5 protein-coding genes are annotated in these 6,334 nt (G+C 69.1%); 1 reads left to right on the forward strand and 4 read right to left on the reverse strand.

The features are described 5' to 3' along the window. The 3 genes from FV228_RS17750 to FV228_RS17760 all read right to left on the reverse strand — a co-directional run. The coding region (locus tag FV228_RS17750; RefSeq protein WP_348645066.1) for an MCP four helix bundle domain-containing protein at window positions 1-480 on the reverse strand (480 nt) is incomplete at its 3' end. 185 nt (window positions 481-665) lie between these two features. Beyond that, the gene (locus FV228_RS17755) at window positions 666-1,637 is read right to left on the reverse strand and encodes an NADPH:quinone oxidoreductase family protein (protein ID WP_147855841.1); all 972 of its coding nucleotides are present in this window, start codon (window positions 1,635-1,637) and stop codon (window positions 666-668) included. A gap of 55 nt (window positions 1,638-1,692) precedes the next feature. Continuing rightward, window positions 1,693-3,780, reverse strand: a complete 2,088-nt coding sequence (locus tag FV228_RS17760) for a PAS domain-containing sensor histidine kinase (protein ID WP_147855842.1) — start codon at window positions 3,778-3,780, stop codon at window positions 1,693-1,695. A 37-nt stretch (window positions 3,781-3,817) separates the two neighbouring features. On the opposite strand from FV228_RS17760, the gene FV228_RS17765 reads away from it, so the two are divergent. Continuing rightward, the gene (locus FV228_RS17765; RefSeq protein WP_238259983.1) at window positions 3,818-4,399 is read left to right on the forward strand and encodes a GrpB family protein; all 582 of its coding nucleotides are present in this window, start codon (window positions 3,818-3,820) and stop codon (window positions 4,397-4,399) included. A gap of 27 nt (window positions 4,400-4,426) precedes the next feature. Here FV228_RS17765 and polA read toward each other — a convergent pair. Then, on the reverse strand, window positions 4,427-6,334 hold a 1,908-nt coding region (polA, locus tag FV228_RS17770; protein ID WP_147855843.1), incomplete at its 5' end, for a DNA polymerase I.

Raw genomic sequence — 6,334 nt, forward strand, 5'->3', positions numbered from 1 at the left:
GTTCACCAGGGGCGTGCGGGCCGGCGCGATGGCGTCGCGGGCCGCGTTGCGGTCGCCGCGCTTGAGCGCCGCCATGATCGCGTCTCGCGACGCGAGATAGGCCTGCCACCGCGCCTCGAACCTGTTCCACAAGGCGGTCTCATCGGACGCCCCGATATGCGACCGGTATTGCTTGAACATCTCCGGGATTGCCGCGTCCATCTCGATGAACTCAGCATCCAGGTCGCGGTTTTCTGCACTGTCGTCGGCGATCACCTTACGGATCGTCGTCGTGTGATACCGCAGCGCCAGGAACTGGAGATTGTCCAGCTCGTGGTTTTTCGCGTTCCAGATATCCCGCATCTCCCGGGCCGAGTCGTTGACGGCTTTGATACTCATGATACTGGAGAAGGAATTGACACTCAGAAGCACAAAACCGAGCAGTGATACTAAAATAAATCGAGTTGTGATACTTCTAGACCGCTGCATGCCGACCTCCATCCCGGACCAACGAACGGAACGATATCGCAGGAGCGTAACAAGAAGTGCTTAAAGATCGACATTCCATTGCGTCGGTCCACCGGATCGAGCCGGTTCACCGCATGAATGCTTTGTCACGGATCGCCTTTTAGCCGAAACCAGCCCAATCATCTATGAGTGGAAGTTGAGCACGCCGTGCGGCGCGGTCACGGCCGCAGCAGCACCTTGCCCACGGCTGCCCGGCGGGTCAGCAACCCGAAGGCCTCCGGAAACTCGTCCAAGGGGTAGGTGCCGTGAACCTGCGCGGTGAGCTTACCCTCGGCGACCCAGGCCAGCAGCCGGCGCTGGTCGGCCCGGTGCGCTTCCGGCTCGCGGTCGAGGAAGGCGCCCCAGTGCACGCCCTGCACATCGAGTTCCTTCAGGAGCATCAGGTTGAGCGGCAGCCGCGGGATGCCGCCGGCGGCGAAGCCGATGACGAGGTAGCGCCCGCGCCAGGCCAGGGCCCGCAGGGCCGGCTCGGCGTAGTCGCCGCCGACCGCATCGTAGACCACGTCGACCCCGCCGCCGCTGATGCGGCGCAACTCGTCCTTGAGGGTGGCGGGGTCGTAGACCAGCGTCGCCTCGGCGCCGTGGGCGCGGGCGACCGCGAGTTTTTCCTCCGAGGAGGCGCAAGCGATCACCCGGGCACCCATCAGCCGACCGAGTTCCACCGCGGCGAGGCCGACGCCCCCGGAGGCGCCGAGCACAGCGAGCCACTCGCCCGGCTGGATGCGCGCCCGGTTGGCCAGCGCGTGCAGCGAGGTGCCGTACGTGATGGTGAGCCCCGCGGCCTGCGCGTCCGGCACGGCCTCCGGCACCGGCGTGAGCTTGGCGGTGTCGATGGCGATCAGCTCCGCGCAGCAGCCGTGGCCGGCATGGACGATGACCCGGTCGCCGATCGCGACGCCCGCGGCCCCCTCCCCCAGCGCCTCGACCACGCCGACGCCCTCGCCCCCCGGCGAGAACGGCAGCGGCGGCTTCACCTGGTAGCGGCCGGCCACGATCAGCGTGTCGAAGAAGTTGAGGGCGGCGAGCCGGATCCGCACCAGGGCCTGCCCGGGGCCCGGCACCGGATCGGGGCGCTCCACGATCTCCAGCTGCTCCGGCCCGTCGAGCCTCGTGCACAGCAGAGCCCGCATCCTGTCCTCCCGGTTGGTGTCTTTCGCTCTGTGAAGGCCCGGACCGGCGGCGCGGTCAAGCCGTTCCGATCATCTCGCGAATGCGGGCGCCCAGAACTTCGACCCCGAACGGCTTGGTGATCACCTGCATGCCGGGGGCGAGCGGGCCGTTGCCCAGCACGGCGTGCTCGGCGTAGCCGGTGATGAACAGCACCTTGAGGCCCGGGCGCGTCACCCGGCCGGCCTCGGCCATCTGCCGCCCGTTCAGGCCGCCGGGCAGACCGACATCGCTGACCAGCAGGTCGATGCGCACGTCCGATTGCAGCACCTTCAGGCCGGCGACGCTGTCGGCCGCCTCGATCGCCGTGTAGCCGAGATCCTCCAGCACCTCGGTGACCAGCATGCGCACGGTCGGCTCGTCGTCGACCACCAGCACGGTCTCCCCCGGCGCCGCCCGGGCCGGCGCGCCGAATGCGGCGTGCGGATCCTCCTCCGCCACGGCGCCCCGGTGGCGGGGCAGGTAGAGGCAGACATCGGTGCCGCGGCCGACCTCCGAGACGATCCGCACCTCGCCACCCGATTGCTGGACGAAGCCGTAGATCATCGACAGGCCGAGGCCGGTGCCCTGGCCGATCGGTTTCGTGGTGAAGAACGGCTCGAACACCTTCGCGACGATCTCCGGCGGCATGCCGGTGCCGGTATCGGTCACGCGCAGCACGAGATACGGCCCCGGCGGCATGTCCAGGCGGCGGGCTTCGCGCGCGTGGAGGGTGGCATTGGCGGTCGCGATGGTGATCCGGCCGCCCTCCGGCATGGCGTCCCGGGCGTTGATGCACAGGTTGAGCAGCGCGTTCTCGAGCTGCGGCGGGTCGACCAGGGCCGGCCACAGGTCCGGGGCGGCCGTCACCGTCACGGCCACGGCGGGGCCGACCGTACGCCGGATCATCTCCTCCAGGCCGGCCACCAGACGGTTCACGTCGGTGGGCTTCGGGTCGAGGGTCTGCCGACGCGAGAAGGCGAGGAGGCGGTGCGTCAGGGCGGCGGCGCGCTTGGACGCGCCCTGGGCGGCGTTGATGTAGCGGTCCACATCCATGAGGCGCCCTTGGGCCAGCCGGGTCTGGATCAGCTCCAGCGAGCCGGAGATGCCGGCGAGCAGGTTGTTGAAGTCGTGGGCGATGCCGCCGGTGAGCTGGCCGACCGCCTCCATCTTCTGCGATTGCCGCAGGGCCTCCTCGGCGGCGGCGAGCGCGTCGGCGCGCTCGCGCTCCGCGGTGAAGTCGCGCCCGACCGCGTTGATCACCCCGTCGCCGGGCCGGGCCGCCCAGGTGATCCAGCGGTAGCTGCCGTCCCGGTGGCGGTAGCGGTTGTCGAAGCGGGCCTGGCTGCGCCCCTCGGCCAGCTGCTGTCCGCCCGCGGCGGTGCGGTCCAGGTCGTCCGGGTGGACGAAACCGATCAGGTTGGTGCCAACCAGTTCGTCGGCCCGCCAGCCCAGCACCTCCGTCCAGGCCGGGTTCACCGCGGTGATCGTCCCGTCGAACAGGCAGCGCAGCATCATGTCGGACGAGAGGGTCCACAGGGCGTTGCGGTCGGCGGTGCGTTCCTCGACTTGCAGGGCCAGGGAGGCGTTGAGGTCGCGCAGCTCCGCGAGCGCCGTCTCCAGCCGGCCCCGGCTCTCCGTGAGGGCGGCGTCGGCCAGCACCCGGCCGGTGGTCTCGTTGGTGAGGATGAACAGGCCCGCGACCTTGCCGTCCGCGTCGAGCACCCGCGAATACGAGAAGGTCCACCACGTGTCCTGCGCGCCCCGGTCGGTGTCGAGCCGCCACGGCAGGTCGATGAACCGCTCGGGCCGACCCTCCATGGCAGCCTCGATGATCGGCTTGGCCTGCGCCCAGCCATCGGCCCAGACCTCGTCGAACCGCGCCCCCATGGCCCAGGGCAGCCGCGGCCCGAGCAGGGGAAAATACGTGTCGTTGAAGAAGAAATGGAGATCCGGCCCCCAGGCCAGGATCATCGATTCCGGCGAGTTGAGCACCAGCGACAGGGCGGCGCGAAACTCCGCCGGCCAGGCTTTTGGGGGGCCGAGGGGATGGCCGGACCAGTCCCGCGCAAGAATCAGCCGCGCGGCCTCGCCGCCGCCGGAGAGGAAGGCCAGGGGGTCGGTCACGGGGCGGCGGTGATCTGCATCATGGGTGATGCCGCGTATGGCCGTCTTCGGCCATACTTCCAAGGCTGCCCGGCTTAATTCGATGATCGACCGAATGACCGACGTTCAGCGCTTCCGTCTGATCGAAGACGCCGACGCGGCCCGCGCAGTCGCGGAGCGGTTGTTCGCAGTCATCAGGCAGACCCTCGAACCGGTCCTGCCGCCCGCGACGGAGATCCTACATGTGGGCGCCACCGCCGTGCCCGGCTGCGTAACCAAAGGGGATCTCGACATCGCGGTGCGCGTCGAGAGGCAGGACTTCGCCGCCGTTGAACGCTGCCTCGCGGCACGCTTCACACGCAACGACGGTTCAATCCGAACCGATGACTTCGCGGCATTCGCAGATGCCGGCCAAACGCCACATCTCGGTATCCAGCTCACCGTCAAAGGCGGCCCGCTCGATGTCTTCCACCGTTTCGCCGCGGTCCTGCGCACCGATCCCGAACGGGTGGCCCGCTACAATGCGCTGAAGCGCGCCCACCACGATCACCCGATGACGCTGTACCGCGCCGCCAAGGACGCGTTCATCGCCGACGTCCTGCGATCCTGCCCGCCGCCTTCGTCGCACGACGTTGCTTAGACCGCCGGGATGGCGTGGGCCGACGATTCAATGCGCCTCCTGCCAGTTCCCCGCCGCGTTGGCCTCCACCACCAGCGGCACCCGCAGCGTCAGGGCCGGCGCCGGCGCCTCCTCCATCACGCCGCGGATGATCGGGATCGCGCGCTCGACCTCGTCCTCGGCGGCCTCGAAAACCAGTTCGTCGTGCACCTGCAGCAGCATGCTGACCTTGAGCTTTTGGGCGGTGAGCGCCCCCTCGATCCGGGTCATGGCCCGGCGGATGATGTCGGCGGCCGAGCCCTGGATCGGGGCGTTGATCGCCTGGCGCTCGACGCTGGCGCGCTCGGAGGGGTTGTTGGAGCGGATCTGTGGATAGTGGCAGACCCGGCCGAACAGCGTCGTGACGTAGCCCTTGTCCCGGCAGATCTTTTTGGTGGTGTCGATGTAGTCGCGGATGCCCGGGAACTGCTCGAAATACTGCTTGATGAACGCCGACGCCTCCTCCCGGCCGATGCCGAGCCGGTCGGCCAGCCCGAAGGCCGAGATGCCGTAGATGATGCCGAAATTGATGGTCTTGGCCCGGCGCCGCAGGTCCGGGGTCATGTCCTTAAGTGCCACGCCGAACATCGCCGAGGCGGTCGCCGCATGGATGTCGATACCGTCCGCGAACGCTTTGCGCAGCTCGGGGATGTCGGCCATGTGGGCCAGCAGCCGCAACTCGATCTGCGAGTAATCCGCCGAGATCAGCCGGTTGCCCGGCGCCGCCACGAAGGCGCGGCGGATGCGGCGGCCCTCCTCGGTGCGGATCGGGATGTTCTGGAGGTTCGGCTCGGAGGAGGACAGGCGGCCCGTCGTCGTCGCCGCCAGCGAGAACGAGGTGTGGACCCGCGCCGTCTCCCGATCGGCATGGGTCTGGAGCGAATCCGTATAGGTGGATTTCAGCTTCGAGAGCTGGCGCCACTCCAGGATCTTCTTCGGCAATTCATGCCCGGCCTGGGCCAGTTCTTCGAGCAGGGTCGCGGGCGTCGCCCACTGGCCGGAGGGCGTCTTCTTCGCCCCCGGCAGGCCCATTTTCCCGAACAGGATGTCGCCGATCTGCTTGGGCGAGCCGACGGAAAATTTCTCGCCGGCATCCTCCTGGATCTCCTCCTCCAGGCGGACCAGGATCTGCGAGAAGTCGCCGGACAGCCGGCTCAGCATCTCGCGGTCGACCCGGATGCCCCGCTGCTCCATCCGGGCGATCACCGGCAGGAGCGGCCGCTCCAGGGTCTCGTAGACCGCCACGCGCCGCTCGGCGACGAGGCGCGGCTTCATCATCCGCCACAGGCGCAGGGTGACGTCCGCGTCCTCGGCCGCGTAGGCCGTGGCCTTGTCGATGGCGACCCGGTCGAAGCTGACCTTGTTCCGGCCCGTACCAGCCACATCGGAGAACGTGATCGGCTGGTGGCCGAGATGGCGGCGGGCCAGCTCGTCCATGCCGTGCCCGCCCTTGCCGGCGTCGAGCACGTAGGAGATCAGCATCGTGTCGTCGAACGGCGCGATCTCGATGCCGTAGCGGGCGAGTACGGCCCAATCGTATTTCAGGTTCTGGCCGACCTTCAGCACCCCGGGATTCTCGAGGAGCGGCTTCAGCCGGGCGATGGCCGCGTCGAGCGGAATCTGGCCGGGCACCGGCTCGGCCACGTCGGAGGCCGCGGCACCCTCGCCGAACAGGTCGGTGGCATCGGCCTGCACCTTGGCGGCCTGGACATGGGCCAGCGGGATGTAGCAGGCCCGGCCGGTGGCGGTGGCCAGGGAAACGCCGACGAGCCCGGCCTTGTGCGCGTCGAGCGCGTCGGTCTCGGTATCGACCGCGACCACCCCGGCCTCCTCGGCCTCGGCGATCCAGGCGTCGAGCTGCTCCAGGGACGCGACGGTCTCGTAGGCGGCGGTGTCGAACGGCGCCACCGCCTCGGC

The sequence above is a fragment of the Methylobacterium sp. WL18 genome (assembly GCF_008040015.1).
Taxonomy (GTDB): Bacteria; Pseudomonadota; Alphaproteobacteria; order Rhizobiales; family Beijerinckiaceae; genus Methylobacterium; species Methylobacterium mesophilicum.